Genomic DNA, 14,044 nt, shown 5'->3' with positions numbered 1-14,044 from the left:
TCGGTAGAATGAGCGCCGTTTCGGACTTATTTAAAAGGAAATCACTATGTCTTTAGAAATCTTAGATCAGCTTGAAGATAAAATTAAACAAGCGGTAGAAACCATTCAGTTATTACAACTTGAAGTGGAAGAATTAAAAGAGCAAAACGGCCAATCTCAACAAGCGGTAGAAGCGTTAAGAAATGAAAACGAACAACTGAAAAATGAACACCGCAACTGGCAAGAACACATTCGTTCCTTGTTGGGTAAATTTGATAACGTTTAATCGTTTCACACATAAAGGCTTAGAAAATCTAAGCCTTTTCTTTTAGGAGCAGACATGCAAATTGCCATTATTAGCGGCAGCACCCTAGGCGGTGCGGAATATGTGGCCGAGCGCTTGGCCGATGAATTGGGCGAACAAGGATTTTCCTGCGATCTACTAGCCGGCCCACAATTAAGCGAGGTGAATGCAGCGGTTTGGTTGATTGTTACCTCTACCCATGGCGCCGGAGAATTACCCGATAATCTTAAGCCCTTTTACCAGCAAGTTGCCGCATCCGATGCCGATTTCAGCCAACTGCGCTACGCAATTGTCGGCCTTGGCAATTCCGATTACGACACCTTCTGCTACGCCGTCCGCCATTTAGAAAACCTCTTGGCTGAAAAAGGCGCACAACGTTTATGCGACAGCCTAAAAATCGATGTAATTAACGTCGATGATCACGAACAATACGCCGCCGACTGGCTCCCAAATTTTACTGCCACATTAGCCGATTAATATCATTTCAAACAACAAAGCATCCCTCGGGATGCTTTTTTATTGTCTTGAAAAAGGTTTTTAAATGAATGGTAATAAAATCAATGAGTTAGGTGTTATCTTGGAAAGAACTCTGTTTTTTAAGGGAGCGTTTGGGAGCTTGCTCTCAGATTTGATGACATTCATTGTATCGGGAATTGATATGCGGCAATGGTTTAATCTGAATTCTTCAGCTGAAACCTTATAAATCCCAAGCAGCTTGATGAAAAATCCCCTAAAATAATAAGCGTATGGCATTGGCTATGCGCTTTTTTATATTTTAAAAGGAGTTTGTTATGAATCGTCATCAATTAGCCCAATATATCGACCACACTGCGTTAAGTGCGGATAAGACACCTGCGGATATTATTCAGCTGTGCAATGAAGCCAAGCAATATGGTTTTTATTCGGTTTGTTTGAATTCGGCTTATATTCCGTTGGCCAAGCAGCAATTGGCCGGCTCGGATGTGAAGATTTGCACGGTGGTGGGTTTTCCGTTGGGAGCTAATTTGAGTTCGGTGAAGGCGTTTGAAACTCGTGCCTCGATTGAAGCCGGTGCACGCGAAATCGATATGGTGATTAATGTCGGGCTTGCTAAGGCGGGCGATTGGGACGCAGTGAAAGCTGATATTCAAGCGGTTTTAGAGGCTTGCCAAGGCGTGTTATTGAAAGTGATTTTGGAAACCTGCTTGCTTTCCGATGAGGAAATTGTGAAGGTCTGCGAAATTTGTAAAGCACTTGGTGTGGATTTTGTGAAAACTTCCACCGGCTTTAACCGCGCCGGTGCCACCGTAGAGCATATTCGTTTAATGCGGGCGACGGTCGGCGATTTGGGCGTGAAAGCCTCCGGCGGTGTTCGTGATACAGCAACCGCGTTAGCGATGATTGAGGCGGGGGCCACCCGTATTGGCGCGAGTGCCGGGATTGCTATTGTGGAAGGATTGGCTGAATAATTCAGCGATAAAAACGGCCGTCGTATGACGGCCGTTTGCTATTTAAGCGAATACTTTGTCTGGAAATGCATTAAAAACGCTCCCTCGGAATTTAAAGCTTTTGCTAAAATGATGTGTAAGTCATTGATTTTATTAGCATTGCTTTAAAGATCTTTTTCTTGGCGTTTGACTTCGTCCCAGAGAATATCCATTTCGCATAGGGAAAGCATTTCAAGCGTTTTACCTTGGGCATGAACCATTTTTTCTAACGCTCGGAAACGACGTTCAAATTTGTTGTTGGCTTTGCGCAAAGTATCTTCGGCATCGAATTTCATGTGGCGCACCAAATTCACCGTGGCAAATAGTAAGTCGCCCAATTCCTCTTCCAATAATGCCGGATCCTGTGGCGTACGAGTCATTTCGGCTTTCACTTCCGCTAATTCCTCTTCCACTTTCTCCAATACCAATGGCACATCCTTCCAGTCAAAGCCAAATTTGGCGCATTTTTTCTGCAATTTTTGTGCCCGCAGCAACGCCGGAAATGCGCGCGGGACGCTGTCTAAAATGGATTCATTGGCGGTTTGAGCGGTTTTTTCCGTGGCTTTAATACTATTCCAACGTGCTAGTGCTTCTTCTTCATTGCCCGCAGAGGCATCGCCAAAGACATGCGGATGGCGGCGCACGATTTTTTCGGCGACATCATTAAGCACATCGGCAAAGGTGAAATGGCCGTCTTCTGTGGCTAATTGGCTGAAAAAGACGCTTTGTAGCAATAAATCTCCCAGTTCTTCGCGTAGGTTGGCCATGTCGTTACGTTCAATCGCTTCGATGACTTCGTAGGTTTCTTCCGTTAGGCAAGGGATCATGGATTGGTAATTTTGTTTTAAATCCCAAGGGCAGCCGCCGTTTGGATCGCGTAAACGGGCGATTAGTTGCACAAAATCCTCAATGGAATAGGCCATTTTTAGCTCCTATTTAATAATGAAATGTGTTTATTTTTTAAGCAAAATGATAATTAAAATGTGATTGTTGTCACATTTTATCCCTCAATTACTTTTACCGCTAGACTATCAGGCGTATAACATAATCAACGATTAGGAAGGGTTCCGTCGTACTCCTCTTGAACTGTTAAGCGCAGTTATCTTCACTCTTCAAGTCAAGCTCCCCTTGCTTTACTTATCGCTTCTTTATAATAACCGATTCAAAGGAATCTCAATATTTGGTCTCACCAACACCATTTCAGCAGAGTGGTCTTGAAATACAGCAAGGATTGGCAGGGATGCCCTCACCGCGGTCATAGGATGCAAGTCCTATGACCGCATCTTAATTTAGCGACACAAAATGACTTTAGTGGAAGAGTCTTGCAGATTTTTTGCAATTGCATTGGGTAATTCGTCGGTGAGCAAATAATCCACATCCTCTAAATGCCCCAAACGTACCATTGCCTGACGGGTAAATTTGGAGTGATCGACTACCAATAGCGTTTGTCGTGAGCTGTCGATAATCGCTCGTTTTACCTGCACTTCGTGATAATCGTAATCCAATAATGAACCGTCCACATCAATGGCGCTAATCCCTAAAATGCCGAAATCTAAGCGGAACTGGGAAATAAAATTTACTGTTGCTTCACCGATAATTCCGCCATCACTACGTAATGAACCGCCGGCCATGGTGATATCGAAGGTCTTATTTTGGCGTAATAAGTGGGCGGCATTGAGATTGTTGGTGACGATGCGCAGTCGCTCGTGTGCTAAGAGTGCGTGAGCGACCGCTTCTGGTGTGGTGCCGATATCAATAAATAGTGAAGAGCCGTTAGGAATAAGCTTTACCGCCTCTTGGGCAATGGCATTTTTTTGGCGGGAAAAGAATTGCTTACGTTCACCATAATCGGCATTTTCTCCCGAAGAAGGGCTGGCAGCACCGCCATGATGACGGCGGATCAGATCCAACTCGGCCAATACATTAAGATCACGGCGAATAGTTTGTGGGCTAACGGCTAAGGTCGCTACCAGATCTTCGGTGCTTAAATAGCCTTTTTGGCGCACTAGTTCGATAATTTTATGATGTCGCAGAGACTGTTTCATCAGGGCTCCTTATATTTTTAAATGCACTTTGGCATCCCAATATCCCCAAGCTACTCCTAATATTACGCCTGAAATGTGGGCGCTGTTACCAAGATAAATTCCAAATAATGGGCTAATAAACCCAATAGCTAAACCGACTAATAGCATCGAAAAGAAACCGCTTGGTAGTTCGAAGGTGTGGGGTTTTAAACGGGCAATCAATAAGACATATCCCAATACCGCACAGACCACGCCGGACAGGCCAAAGAAATCCGGGCCGGTTGCATAATTTTGGCAAATGCCGCTGATAATGGCTGCTGTGAGACTTAACAAGAGCAACTTGAGGCTACCGAAACGTTGTTCAATCGCCCCACCAAATAGCCAAAAATAGGCTAGGTTAAAAAGAATATGCGGTAGTGAGAGGTGGACTAATGTATGGCTAAGATAGCGCCATAATTCGCTATCTTCATAAGGACCGGCCGGATAATGGAATAAATCCATGATGGGTTCTTCAAAGCCGAGCGATTGCAATATGTAAACAATCAGGCACAGCGCAGTAATACAGCATGTGACGGGCCCGTTTTTAAGCCATTCATAATTGTGCGATGGATTTTGAGGATGTGCAGACAAATCGCCATTTTGCCAGCTAGCTTCGCTATATTGGGTGGCCGTAGGGTTTTGCATAAATTGTTTAGATTCTTGCATAATCGCAGAGAAATGCGGGCTGTCGCTTTGCAGAAAGAGGGAATAGATCGGAATGCCTTGTTGGGAAAGCTGTTTTTCCAGGTGCAGTGGTTCTGCATATTTCAATTTAATATAATCGCGAAAAGTCAGCAGCGGTGCTTCAAATTCACTACCAAATAAAAACTGCATTTGTTATATTCCACGGCCTTAAAAATAGGCTTTTATCATAAAGGATTACCATGAAAAAACAACCGATCGACGGGTTTCGCCCCTTTGTGTGGGGGATTGCCGTGCTGTGTTTGCCGGTTTTACTTTCTCCCTTAGGCATTCTGCTTTCTACCAACTTTGCCAAAAATCCGAGTTTGAGTGATTGGCAGGTAAATACATTTTCGTTGTTTTTTTGGCTTTATCCTTTTCTTTTGGCGATTATTGCGCGTCTGCTGTATAAATTGGAACAGCATAAGCATGCGTTGGCGGTGCAGTTATTGGTGGGGGCTATCCTGTTATTTTGGGCAGCGCTGATTGGTATTTGTACGATAGGCTTCGGGCTATAATGTTCAGCAATAAAAAATGCGGGTAAAAACCCGCATTTTGCTTAATGTTCCTAAAATTTAAATAATCAAAAAACTTTCCTACGCGAAATATTTTTCCAAATCGTCACTACCGCCGATATGTTTACCACCGATAAATACTTGTGGTACGGTGGCGCGACCGGAAACAGCACGTACGCTGACGATTGTCGCATCATGACCAAGTACGATTTCTTCGAAGCTTAAGCCTTTTTCATGTAAAAGTTGTTTTGCTTTTGCACAGAAAGGACAACCCGGTTTGGTAAAGATGGCAATGGATTCTTGCACTTTGTAATCCGGTGCGATGTAACGCAACATGGTGTCAGCATCGGAAACTTTAAACGGATCGCCTGGCTCATTTGGCTCGATGAACATTTTTTCTACCACGCCGTTTTTTACTAGCATGGAATAACGCCAAGAGCGTTTACCGAAGCCTAAGTCGTCTTTGTCGACTAACATGCCCATACCTTCAGTGAAGGTACCATTACCATCCGGTACGAAGGTGATGTTTTCGGCGTTTTCATCTTCTTTCCACGCATTCATTACAAAGGTATCGTTAACGGAAATCACTAAAATATCGTCAACACCATATTGTTTGAATACCGGCGCTAATTCGTTGTAACGCGGTAAATGGGAAGAAGAGCAAGTTGGGGTAAACGCACCAGGAAGGGAGAATACCACAACGGTTTTGTTATCAAATAAATCGGCACTGGTTACATCGACCCAGCTATCCCCTTGACGGGTACGGAATGTCACTTGAGGGACTTTTTTACCTTCCATATTAGACATAATCGAATACTCCTTTTGTTTGAGGTTTAATTGCCTGTAAATCTGTGGTGGATTATAAGGATTTTTGTGGTATAGTCACAATCAATTAATTCTATCCTTTTAATTGTTACATTCTATAAAGAAGAGAAGCAAATGAATATCCGTGATCTTGAATATCTCGTTGCCCTTTCCGAATTCAAACATTTCCGTCGTGCGGCTGATTCCTGTAATGTCAGCCAACCAACCCTAAGCGGTCAAATCCGTAAATTGGAAGACGAATTAGGCATTATTTTACTGGAACGTACCAGTCGTAAAGTGTTATTTACCCAATCGGGGATGCTATTGGTTGAACAGGCGCGGACTATCCTGCGTGAGGTCAAATTATTAAAAGAAATGGCCAGCAATCAAGGTAAAGAAATGACCGGCCCATTGCATATTGGTTTGATTCCGACCGTGGGGCCGTATTTATTGCCTTATATTGTACCAACCTTAAAAGAGGCATTCCCGGAATTGGAGGTGTTCCTTTATGAGGCTCAAACCCATCAATTATTGGAACAATTAGAAACCGGTCGTTTGGATTGCGCCATTTTGGCTCGTGTACCGGAAACCGAGCCTTTTATCGAAGTGCCGATCTTTGAAGAAAAAATGCTCTTGGCCGTTTCTGAAAAACACCCTTGGGCAAATGAAAAAACCGTTGCCATGGGCGAATTAAAAGGACATGAATTGTTAATGTTGGATGACGGCCATTGTCTGCGTAATCAAACGATGGATTATTGTTTTACCGCCGGAGCCAAAGAAAATGCGCATTTCCAAGCCACCAGCCTGGAAACCCTGCGCAACATGGTGGCAGCCAATGCGGGGATTACCTTAATGCCGGAATTGGCGGTACTCAACGAAGGTTCGCGCAAAGGCGTAAACTATATTCCTTGTCACAGCCCGGCACCGGCACGTCAAATTGCCTTGGTTTATCGTCCGGGTTCGCCGTTACGCAATCGTTATGAGCGCGTTGGCCAAGTTGTCGGGAATGCAGTAAAACGTATTCTTGCAAATCAACTGTCGGAGTAAGCTATGGCCGGGATTCGCGCAATTCAAAAAGAAAAAACCCGCCGCGCCTTAATTGATGCGGCATTTAACCAGCTAAGTGCGGAAAAAAGTTTTTCCAACCTAAGCCTGCGCGAAGTGGCTCGCGAAGCCGGCATTGCCCCGACCTCTTTCTATCGTCATTTCAGCGATATGGATGAATTGGGCTTGGAAATGGTGGACGAAGCAGGATTAATGTTGCGTCAATTGATGCGTCAGGCGCGCAAACGGATTGATGCGGGCGGTAGCGTGATTATCGTATCGATCGATACCTTCTTTGAATTTATCACCCACAACACCAACGTTTTTCGCTTGTTATTGCGTGAAAGTTCCGGTACCTCTCAGGCATTCCGCACGGCGGCAGCGCGGGAAATTAAACATTTTGTCGATGAATTGGCGGAATATATTGCTAAGAAAAATGACTATTCCCAATATCTTGCTTACGTGCAGGCGGAGGGCATTGTTACCATCGTTTTCACCGCCGGAGCAAATGCTTTGGATATGGGGAAAAGCGAACGGGAACGGCTGAAAGAGCGTTTAATTCTGCAATTGCGTATGCTAACTAAGGGCGGCGATTTTGCTGCACACAAGGAAAAGATGTTACGACACAAATAATTCAATAGAAAAAAGGCCGAATAGGCCTTTTTTATTGCAACTCTAATAAAATCAATGGGTTACATGTCATTTTTGCAAAAACTTTGATTTTCATTGAGGCGTTTCGCTAGCGGTTTGCAGGTCTGCTAGGGTATTGAAATTCACAAAACGCCCTTCCTCTGTACTGAAAGAGACTGCGATTCCGCCATGTTCCCGCATAAACTCCAGCAAACGGCGCCCCCCGCCCGCCAAATAAGTCCGCAAGGCCGCTTGTAATTGAACCGACATTAAACAAAAGGTGGGATGTTCGCGTTCCTCATCCTGTGCATAGGCCAAAGGGGCATTATGAGTGGCAACCGCCGCTTGCAGTTTGTCCGCCAGATTGATGGGGAAATAAGGGCTATCGCAAGGCACGAACAAGACCCAATCGGTTGTGGCTCGCTTAAGCCCACTTAGCATGCCGCTTAAGGGGCCTTGGAAATCGGGCAGTTCATCGCTAAATACCGGATAGCCGAAACGGCCGTATTCGTCATGATGTCGGTTGGCATTAATCGCAATGGCTTTGATTTGCGGGGCTAAACGTGCAATTACATGGCTAATAAGTGGTTGGTCGGCGAGTGATTGCAGACCTTTGTCGCGCCCATCCATGCGGCGGGCCAATCCGCCTGCCAAGATTACCGCGCTGATTGTCGTTGTCATAATGAATTCTCTGCAGTATGATGCGGGCCTTATTTTTGTCTATTTAAAAGGAAATGGCAATGAAATGTAAACGCCTAAATGAAGTACTGGAACTTTTACAACCTTACTGGTCTAAAGACCCCGATTTAAGCCTCTTGCAGATTCTGCAAAAAATTGCTGATGAAGCAGGCTTTGATAAACCCGTAGCTGAATTATCCGATGAAGTGATTATTTATCAGTTAAAAATGCACGGTACCGATAAATTTGAGCCGATTCCCGGCATCAAAAAAGATTATGAAGAAGACTTTAAAACCGCATTGTTAAAAGCCCGCGGTATTATCAAATAAGGAAATAATATGAAAAAACTCTTTGCTATTGCAGCTGTTCTTTTTTCCGTTAATGCTTTCGCTGCTGATTTACAGGAAGGCAAACAATATGTTCAGGTAAGCAAACAAGCTACTGAACAAAAAGAAGTGATTGAATTTTTCTCCTTCTATTGCCCACACTGCTATGCCTTTGAAATGGAATACCATATTCCGCAGCAAGTAGCACAGGCATTGCCAAAAGATGCCGTATTTAAACAATATCACGTTAACTTCTTAGGCCGCGAATCGGAAAACTTAACCCGTGCGTGGGCGTTGGCAACATTGTTAGGGGTTGAAGCTAAAGTGAAAGCTCCACTATTCGAAGCGGCACAAAAAGATAGTTTAAGATCCATGGCGGATATTCGCGATATTTTCTTACAACAGGGGATCACAGCGGAACAATTTGATAGCAACATCAATAGCTTTGCGGTGAACGGTTTAGTGAAAAAACAAGAAAATGCGGCAACCCAATTTAATATTCGCGGCGTACCGGATTTTTATGTGAATGGAAAATATCGTGTGAATCCGGAAGGATTAAATTACGATGATTTCGTGAAAGATTACGTGGAAACCGTTACCGGCTTATTGCAAAAATAAGTAAAAATTGGTTTAATGCCCACCCCAAAAAATGACCACGAAGAAGAGAGAGACTATGGCTGCTGCAAGTTTTAGCGTAACCCGTCGTTTTTTTGACGACAAAAATTATCCGCGCGGATTTTCCCGTCACGGTGATTACACAATTAAAGAATCCCAAGTATTAGAGCAATACGGACAGGCATTTCACGCATTGGATTTAGCTTTGCGCGAACCGGCAACCAAAGAAGAGAAAGCTTTCGTGGCGTTTTGCCGCGGTGAACGCGCTCCGGAAACCTTCTTCGAAAAAACCTGGAATAAATACCGTACCCGTATTAACACCGCTAAACGGGTTTATACCTTATCCGGCGATGTGACTGCCGATGCTTCCGGTAACGAAGATTATTCCGGCGACTAATTCATTTCATTAAGGCAGGCGGAAGCCTGCCTTTTCTTATTCTCAAAAAAACATGCAACTCCCAATTTCCCAATATCGCGAACAGCTGCACAAAAAAGCTGAAAAACTAACCGCTCTATTGCAGCCTTTTAACGCCCCAGCAATCGCTGTGTTTGATTCACCAACCAGCCATTATCGGATGCGTGCGGAATTTCGTATTTGGCATGATCAGGGCGATTTTTACCACATCATGTTTGATCAAAGTACATTGCAACGCTATCGGGTGGATGAATTCCCAATTGCCAGCAAATTGATCAATCGCATGATGCAAACCTTACTGCCGTTGTTAAAAACGCAGGACGTGCTACATAAAAAACTCTTTCAAATCGATTATTTAAGCACGCTTAGCAATAAAATTATTGTCAGTTTGCTTTATCACAAGCCATTAACCGAAGAATGGCAAAGCGCTGCTGCAGGCCTGAAAGGTGAATTACAACAACTTGGTTTTGATGTGCAGCTGATTGGGCGCGCGAGTAAACAAAAAATCTGTTTAGAACAGGATTTTGTCGATGAAGTGTTACCGGTGAAAGGGCGTAATTATGTGTATCGTCAAGTGGAAAACAGTTTTACCCAGCCAAATGCCGCGGTGAATTGCAAAATGTTGGAGTGGGCGATTGATTGCACCCAAGGTTCGCAAGGCGATTTATTGGAGCTGTATTGCGGTAATGGCAATTTTTCTATCGCCCTTGCGCAAAATTTCCGCAAAGTGCTTGCTACCGAAATTGCCAAGCCATCGGTTGCCGCCGCACAATTTAATATTGCAGAAAATGCTGTAGATAATCTGCAAATTATCCGCATGTCGGCGGAAGAATTTACCCAAGCAATGAACGGCGTACGTGAGTTTAATCGCTTAAAGGGTATTAATTTGAAAGCCTATCAATGCAATACGATTTTTGTCGATCCGCCACGTGCCGGACTTGATCCGGAAACAGTGAAACTGGTGCAAAATTACGAGCGTATTTTGTATATTTCCTGCAATCCACATACCCTTTGTGAAAATTTACAAACCCTAAGCCAAACCCACCGCATTGAAAAGGCGGCGCTGTTTGATCAATTCCCTTATACGGAGCATATGGAAAGCGGCGTATGGCTGGTGAGAAAATAAAAATCCAATTGCTTACCGAAGCGGGAATTTTGTCGGAATTGGCAGCACTCTGCGCTCTTTTGGGGATCGAGCATTGCAGCGAAAGCTCTCTTGCCCTAGTACAAACCGAAACCCACCTAGCCTTGCGTAAACTGGATGAGCCTAAATTGGGCGATGTGTTTGTGGATTTTGTTGCCGGTGCAATGGCTCATCGTCGTAAATTTGGCGGTGGGCGTGGCGAAGCTGTTGCTAAAGCCGTAGGCATTAAGGGTGCAGAATTGCCTAGTATAATTGACGCTACAGCAGGACTTGGTCGAGATGCTTTTGTCTTGGCCTCTATTGGCTGCCAAGTACGTTTGGTAGAACGTCATCCGGTGGTGTATTTGCTATTACAGGATGGTCTGAAACGCGCTTATCAGGATGCGGAAATAGGTGAAATGATGCAACAAAATATGCGCCTGCTGGATATTCATCATATTGCTGAACTCAATCCACAAGTCGATAGTGCCGATGTGGTGTATTTGGATCCAATGTATCCGCACAAGCAAAAATCCGCCCTAGTCAAAAAAGAAATGCGGGTATTCCAACATTTGGTCGGTGCAGATTTGGATGCCGATGAACTCTTGACACCTGCGCTACAATTAGCCCGTAAACGGGTAGTGGTGAAACGCCCCGATTATGCGGAATTTTTAGCGCAAAAAGCACCCCATGTCAGTCGGGAAACTAAAAATCACCGCTTTGATATTTATATGGGAGAAGCGCAATGCTAAAAGAAAGTGCGGTTGTTGTGAGCTATGATGCGGAAACCGGTCTTGCCCGGGTGAAATGTCAGTCACAAAGCGCCTGTGGCGCTTGTTCCGCCAGAAATGCCTGTGGCACAGCCTCCCTTAGCGAACTAAACGGCAAACGGGGAGAACATGTTTTTATCTTAGAAACCATTACTCCATTGCGCATAGGACAACGAGTGGAAATTGGGTTGGAAGAAAAATCTATGCTGTTCTCTGCACTCTTAATGTATATCGTACCGCTTTTTACCCTGCTGGCCGCGACCTTGCTTTCTACATACTTGACGGAAAGTGAATTAATTCGTGCCACCGTGATTGTGTTTGTCACTGCATTAGCATTTGGGGCTATCAGGAAATATACCCGCAAGCTAGGCCAACAAAGCGAATTCCAACCAACATTATTACGGGTATTGTCATAAGCATCAGCTCGGTGTTTATTGTCATTTAAAGGGCAAATATTGCGAATATCATAGTTACAGAAAAATAAAACCGATTTATGGTTTTTGTGTTACCAAAAATCCCTTAATATAAAACCCCGAACCTTCGGGGTTTTGTTTTATATTTAGGGCGCTTTATTATGACAATCCATCCTCCTTTCCTCGGCATTACCGGCTATAGTGGCAGCGGTAAGACAACCTTATTGGAACAGCTGATTCCCCAATTAACCGCAAAAGGATTGCGGGTATCGGTGATCAAACATAGCCACCATAACGCCCAAGTTGATAAACCGGGCAAAGATAGCTGGCGAATGAAGGAGGCCGGCGCCGCGCAAGTGATTATGGCTTGTGATCAGCGTTGGGCATTGATGACGGAAACACCACAACCGGTTTCGCTGGCCTATTTAAGCGCCCAATTCGATCCGCGATTAACCGATTTAATTTTAGTGGAAGGCTTTAAACAAGAGCCGATTGCTAAGATTTTGTTGCATCGCCAGGGAATGACTAAACCCTTGCCGGAGATTGATGAGAATGTGATTGCGCTGGCTACCGATTATCCATTAGAAAGCTCGGTTCCAGTATTGGATATCAATCAAATTGCGCAAATTGCCGATTTTATTTTGCACTGGAGAAACCAATTTAATGGGTGAGGCCAAAGACTATCGCGGATTGGCTTGGGTGGCGGCAATGGCGCTTTTTATGCAAAGTTTAGATGCCACCATTTTAAATACTGCGTTGCCAACCATCGCGCTTGATTTGCATGAACCCGCTGTAGAAATGCAAATGGCGGTAATTGCCTATTCCCTTGCCGTAGCTTTGTTTATTCCATTAACCGCATGGGCCGCGGATAGATTCGGCACATTGCGGGTATTTCGTGCCGCTGTTTTTACTTTCGCCCTGGGTTCCCTGTGTTGTGCCTTTTCTCAAACCCTTAATCAACTCGTCTTAGCCCGTGTACTGCAAGGCTTAGGCGGCGCTTTTATGATGCCGGTGGCGCGTTTGGCGATCTTACAAAATGTGCCTAAGAAACAGCTGATTAATGCTTGGAACCTAATGGCTACAGCCGGCCTGATTGGGCCGATTCTTGGGCCGATTTTAGGCGGTTGGTTAGTCACCCACACCGGTTGGCATTGGATTTTCCTGATCAATATTCCAATTAGTCTGGTGGGGTTATGGGCGGCCGGATTGGTGATGAGCGACAGCAAACAGCAGGATGTGAGGCTGGATTGGTATGGCTTTTTACTATTTGCCTGCGGCCTGACGGGGCTAACCTTCGGACTTGATTTAATGGGCGAAAGCCGGGCTTCACCTAGGCTGACCTACGGGGCATTATTCAGTGGTATCGCGCTGCTAGTCGCTTATGGCCTGTACGCCAAAGGGAGCCCTCAGGCAATTTTACCGCTGTCGTTATTTGATGTACGCACTTTTCGGCTTGGCATTTCTGCCAATATGCTGATTCGTTTATCGGGTTCTTCCGTACCCTTCTTATTACCCTTGATGTTCCAGCTATCCTTTGGTTACAACGCAGAAATGTCCGGTTGGCTATTGGCACCGATTGCGTTTATGTCGGTGATTTTCAAAACTATTATTGGCGGCATTCTCAATCGTTTTGGTTATAAAACTACGCTGATTGCGGCCTCTGCAGGGATGACTGTATCGATTATTGGCATGGCCTTGTTAGATGATAGTACGCCCTTGGTGTGGATTGTGGTTAATTTAATGGCCTATGGCGCCTGCATGTCGATGATTTTTACATCCATAAATACGCTCACGGTGGGGGATTTAAGCGCTGAGCAGTCGGGCGCAGGCTCTACATTGTTGAGTATTGTACAGCAAGTGGGGATCGGTTTCGGGATTGCGGTTTCCTCAATTATTTTATTGCTCTATCGCAATGTCATCGGCAATCAAGGCGAAGCGTTACAACAGGCCTTCAGCTACACGTTTTTGACTTCTAGTGTGTTTGCCTTGTTGTTGATTTGGGTGCTGTGCTATTTACGTCGTAGCGATGGTGACGGCCTACGCAAAAAACATAAAAAATCCTAATATGGCAAGTGAGCAACATCACTTGCCCATTCTATTATTCAGGTTTGTGACATCAAAACGCCCCCTCGGAAATCAAAGTTTTTGCTAAAATCAAGTATAACTCATTGATTTTATTGAGTATGTTTTAAAAATTAATTTTAAATGTGACATTTCT

At 44.5% G+C, this 14,044-nt stretch carries 20 protein-coding genes; 15 read left to right on the top strand and 5 right to left on the bottom strand.

Annotation, left to right across the window (positions count from 1 at the left end; all coding sequences use genetic code 11):
• The first annotated feature begins 46 nt into the window (after nt 1-46).
• The 4 genes from CKV74_RS02320 to deoC all read left to right on the top strand — a co-directional run bounded on the left by CKV74_RS02320 (nt 47) and on the right by deoC (nt 1,731).
• A complete protein-coding gene (locus tag CKV74_RS02320) occupies nt 47-265 on the top strand; it encodes a cell division protein ZapB (RefSeq protein WP_007242614.1) in 219 nt (72 codons plus the stop codon).
• Between the two features lie 54 nt (nt 266-319).
• Nucleotides 320-760: an FMN-binding protein MioC gene (gene mioC / locus CKV74_RS02315; protein WP_007242750.1), complete on the top strand. Its 441-nt coding sequence runs from the start codon at nt 320-322 to the stop codon at nt 758-760.
• 64 nt (nt 761-824) lie between these two features.
• Nucleotides 825-986, top strand: a complete 162-nt coding sequence (locus CKV74_RS10455) for a hypothetical protein (protein WP_164703778.1) — start codon at nt 825-827, stop codon at nt 984-986.
• Nucleotides 987-1,074: 88 nt separating this feature from the next.
• The gene (gene deoC / locus CKV74_RS02310) at nt 1,075-1,731 is read left to right on the top strand and encodes a deoxyribose-phosphate aldolase (RefSeq protein ID WP_007242682.1); all 657 of its coding nucleotides are present in this window, start codon (nt 1,075-1,077) and stop codon (nt 1,729-1,731) included.
• Nucleotides 1,732-1,874: 143 nt separating this feature from the next.
• Here the strand turns inward: deoC and mazG are convergent, their stop codons facing one another.
• The 3 genes from mazG to CKV74_RS02295 all read right to left on the bottom strand — a co-directional run bounded on the left by mazG (nt 1,875) and on the right by CKV74_RS02295 (nt 4,646).
• The gene (gene mazG / locus CKV74_RS02305) at nt 1,875-2,672 is read right to left on the bottom strand and encodes a nucleoside triphosphate pyrophosphohydrolase (RefSeq protein WP_095176685.1); all 798 of its coding nucleotides are present in this window, start codon (nt 2,670-2,672) and stop codon (nt 1,875-1,877) included.
• A 366-nt stretch (nt 2,673-3,038) separates the two neighbouring features.
• Entirely contained in the window at nt 3,039-3,794 is a 756-nt protein-coding gene (locus CKV74_RS02300; protein ID WP_095176684.1) for a DeoR/GlpR family transcriptional regulator, read from the bottom strand.
• A 9-nt stretch (nt 3,795-3,803) separates the two neighbouring features.
• On the bottom strand, nt 3,804-4,646 hold the full coding sequence (locus CKV74_RS02295; protein WP_007242753.1) for a rhomboid family intramembrane serine protease: 843 nt from the start codon (nt 4,644-4,646) through the stop codon (nt 3,804-3,806).
• Between the two features lie 50 nt (nt 4,647-4,696).
• Between CKV74_RS02295 and CKV74_RS02290 the strand changes: the two genes are divergently transcribed.
• Nucleotides 4,697-5,011: a DUF5389 family protein gene (locus tag CKV74_RS02290; protein WP_007242634.1), complete on the top strand. Its 315-nt coding sequence runs from the start codon at nt 4,697-4,699 to the stop codon at nt 5,009-5,011.
• Between the two features lie 78 nt (nt 5,012-5,089).
• Here CKV74_RS02290 and pgdx read toward each other — a convergent pair whose 3' ends face one another.
• Nucleotides 5,090-5,815 (bottom strand): hybrid peroxiredoxin PGdx, encoded by a 726-nt coding sequence (gene pgdx / locus CKV74_RS02285; protein ID WP_095176683.1) that lies wholly within the window; start codon nt 5,813-5,815, stop codon nt 5,090-5,092.
• A gap of 132 nt (nt 5,816-5,947) precedes the next feature.
• Here pgdx and oxyR point away from each other — a divergent pair, with 132 nt between their 5' ends.
• Both oxyR and fabR read left to right on the top strand, forming a co-directional pair.
• A complete protein-coding gene (oxyR, locus tag CKV74_RS02280) occupies nt 5,948-6,859 on the top strand; it encodes a DNA-binding transcriptional regulator OxyR (RefSeq protein ID WP_007242689.1) in 912 nt (303 codons plus the stop codon).
• Between the two features lie 3 nt (nt 6,860-6,862).
• Nucleotides 6,863-7,489: an HTH-type transcriptional repressor FabR gene (fabR, locus tag CKV74_RS02275; protein WP_095176682.1), complete on the top strand. Its 627-nt coding sequence runs from the start codon at nt 6,863-6,865 to the stop codon at nt 7,487-7,489.
• 90 nt (nt 7,490-7,579) lie between these two features.
• Here the strand turns inward: fabR and mobA are convergent, their stop codons facing one another.
• Nucleotides 7,580-8,167 (bottom strand): molybdenum cofactor guanylyltransferase MobA, encoded by a 588-nt coding sequence (gene mobA / locus CKV74_RS02270; protein WP_007242711.1) that lies wholly within the window; start codon nt 8,165-8,167, stop codon nt 7,580-7,582.
• Between the two features lie 59 nt (nt 8,168-8,226).
• Between mobA and CKV74_RS02265 the strand changes: the two genes are divergently transcribed.
• The 8 genes from CKV74_RS02265 (at nt 8,227) to CKV74_RS02230 (ending at nt 13,890) form a co-directional block, all read left to right on the top strand.
• A complete protein-coding gene (locus CKV74_RS02265; protein WP_007242630.1) occupies nt 8,227-8,493 on the top strand; it encodes a YihD family protein in 267 nt (88 codons plus the stop codon).
• 9 nt (nt 8,494-8,502) lie between these two features.
• A complete protein-coding gene (gene dsbA, locus CKV74_RS02260; RefSeq protein WP_095176681.1) occupies nt 8,503-9,108 on the top strand; it encodes a thiol:disulfide interchange protein DsbA in 606 nt (201 codons plus the stop codon).
• 55 nt (nt 9,109-9,163) lie between these two features.
• Entirely contained in the window at nt 9,164-9,502 is a 339-nt protein-coding gene (locus tag CKV74_RS02255) for a MaoP family protein (RefSeq protein WP_095176680.1), read from the top strand.
• 52 nt (nt 9,503-9,554) lie between these two features.
• Nucleotides 9,555-10,646, top strand: coding sequence for a tRNA (uridine(54)-C5)-methyltransferase TrmA (gene trmA / locus CKV74_RS02250; RefSeq protein ID WP_007242623.1), 1,092 nt, complete (start codon nt 9,555-9,557; stop codon nt 10,644-10,646).
• Complete coding sequence (locus CKV74_RS02245) at nt 10,628-11,395, top strand: class I SAM-dependent methyltransferase (RefSeq protein WP_095176679.1); 768 nt, start codon at nt 10,628-10,630, stop codon at nt 11,393-11,395. Before trmA ends, CKV74_RS02245 begins: the two co-directional genes overlap by 19 nt.
• Nucleotides 11,389-11,829 carry a SoxR reducing system RseC family protein gene (locus tag CKV74_RS02240; protein WP_007242735.1) on the top strand — a complete coding sequence of 147 codons (441 nt, stop codon included), beginning with the start codon at nt 11,389-11,391 and terminating at the stop codon, nt 11,827-11,829. Before CKV74_RS02245 ends, CKV74_RS02240 begins: the two co-directional genes overlap by 7 nt.
• A 158-nt stretch (nt 11,830-11,987) precedes the next feature.
• Nucleotides 11,988-12,497 (top strand): molybdopterin-guanine dinucleotide biosynthesis protein MobB, encoded by a 510-nt coding sequence (gene mobB / locus CKV74_RS02235; protein ID WP_007242694.1) that lies wholly within the window; start codon nt 11,988-11,990, stop codon nt 12,495-12,497.
• Entirely contained in the window at nt 12,490-13,890 is a 1,401-nt protein-coding gene (locus tag CKV74_RS02230; protein WP_007242610.1) for a DHA2 family efflux MFS transporter permease subunit, read from the top strand. Before mobB ends, CKV74_RS02230 begins: the two co-directional genes overlap by 8 nt.
• Nucleotides 13,891-14,044: the final 154 nt, after the last annotated feature.

Source organism: Haemophilus pittmaniae (assembly GCF_900186995.1).
GTDB classification, from domain to species: Bacteria; Pseudomonadota; Gammaproteobacteria; order Enterobacterales; family Pasteurellaceae; genus Haemophilus_D; species Haemophilus_D pittmaniae.
The sequence above is the reverse complement of the archived record's forward strand: the minus strand, read 5'-3'. Positions and strand labels throughout refer to the sequence as shown.

Bases quoted from the DNA above. Each gene is read 5' to 3' on its own strand.
- fabR (WP_095176682.1), top strand. From the start codon at position 6,863: ATGGCCGGGATTCGCGCAATTCAAAAAGAAAAAACCCGCCGCGCCTTA.
- mobA (WP_007242711.1), bottom strand. From the start codon at position 8,167: ATGACAACGACAATCAGCGCGGTAATCTTGGCAGGCGGATTGGCCCGC.
- CKV74_RS02290 (WP_007242634.1), top strand. From the start codon at position 4,697: ATGAAAAAACAACCGATCGACGGGTTTCGCCCCTTTGTGTGGGGGATT.
- CKV74_RS02230 (WP_007242610.1), top strand. From the start codon at position 12,490: ATGGGTGAGGCCAAAGACTATCGCGGATTGGCTTGGGTGGCGGCAATG.
- deoC (WP_007242682.1), top strand. From the start codon at position 1,075: ATGAATCGTCATCAATTAGCCCAATATATCGACCACACTGCGTTAAGT.
- CKV74_RS02245 (WP_095176679.1), top strand. From the start codon at position 10,628: ATGGCTGGTGAGAAAATAAAAATCCAATTGCTTACCGAAGCGGGAATT.
- mobB (WP_007242694.1), top strand. From the start codon at position 11,988: ATGACAATCCATCCTCCTTTCCTCGGCATTACCGGCTATAGTGGCAGC.
- CKV74_RS02240 (WP_007242735.1), top strand. From the start codon at position 11,389: ATGCTAAAAGAAAGTGCGGTTGTTGTGAGCTATGATGCGGAAACCGGT.
- CKV74_RS02295 (WP_007242753.1), bottom strand. From the start codon at position 4,646: ATGCAGTTTTTATTTGGTAGTGAATTTGAAGCACCGCTGCTGACTTTT.
- CKV74_RS02265 (WP_007242630.1), top strand. From the start codon at position 8,227: ATGAAATGTAAACGCCTAAATGAAGTACTGGAACTTTTACAACCTTAC.
- CKV74_RS02300 (WP_095176684.1), bottom strand. From the start codon at position 3,794: ATGAAACAGTCTCTGCGACATCATAAAATTATCGAACTAGTGCGCCAA.
- mioC (WP_007242750.1), top strand. From the start codon at position 320: ATGCAAATTGCCATTATTAGCGGCAGCACCCTAGGCGGTGCGGAATAT.
- CKV74_RS10455 (WP_164703778.1), top strand. From the start codon at position 825: ATGAATGGTAATAAAATCAATGAGTTAGGTGTTATCTTGGAAAGAACT.
- CKV74_RS02255 (WP_095176680.1), top strand. From the start codon at position 9,164: ATGGCTGCTGCAAGTTTTAGCGTAACCCGTCGTTTTTTTGACGACAAA.
- trmA (WP_007242623.1), top strand. From the start codon at position 9,555: ATGCAACTCCCAATTTCCCAATATCGCGAACAGCTGCACAAAAAAGCT.
- oxyR (WP_007242689.1), top strand. From the start codon at position 5,948: ATGAATATCCGTGATCTTGAATATCTCGTTGCCCTTTCCGAATTCAAA.
- pgdx (WP_095176683.1), bottom strand. From the start codon at position 5,815: ATGTCTAATATGGAAGGTAAAAAAGTCCCTCAAGTGACATTCCGTACC.
- mazG (WP_095176685.1), bottom strand. From the start codon at position 2,672: ATGGCCTATTCCATTGAGGATTTTGTGCAACTAATCGCCCGTTTACGC.
- CKV74_RS02320 (WP_007242614.1), top strand. From the start codon at position 47: ATGTCTTTAGAAATCTTAGATCAGCTTGAAGATAAAATTAAACAAGCG.
- dsbA (WP_095176681.1), top strand. From the start codon at position 8,503: ATGAAAAAACTCTTTGCTATTGCAGCTGTTCTTTTTTCCGTTAATGCT.